Raw genomic sequence first — 259 nt, 5'->3', positions numbered from 1 at the left:
CTGGAAAGATTCGCCCGCTGTGAGCGGCATGGCCTTCTATAACAGCGATAAATTCCCCCAGTGGCAGCAAAAATTATTTATTGGCGCGCTGAAAGATAAAGATGTCATTGTGATGAGCGTCAACGGCGACAAAGTGACAGAGGATGGCCGTATTTTAACGGACAGAGGGCAGCGAATTCGTGATGTTCGCACTGGACCCGACGGTTATTTATACGTTCTCACCGACGAGTCCAGTGGGGAATTACTTAAAGTTAGCCCA

General features: G+C 48.6%; 1 protein-coding gene. It reads left to right on the top strand.

The annotated features are described in order from the left end of the window. Positions 1-259 (top strand): PQQ-dependent sugar dehydrogenase (locus R2R70_RS21310; RefSeq protein WP_410979096.1); only part of this gene is annotated, 259 nt, incomplete at both ends.

It is taken from the genome of Cobetia sp. SIMBA_158, from assembly GCF_046566945.1.
In the GTDB taxonomy this organism is placed as follows: domain Bacteria; phylum Pseudomonadota; class Gammaproteobacteria; order Pseudomonadales; family Halomonadaceae; genus Cobetia; species Cobetia amphilecti.
This window is presented reverse-complemented; position numbering and strand designations above follow the sequence as displayed.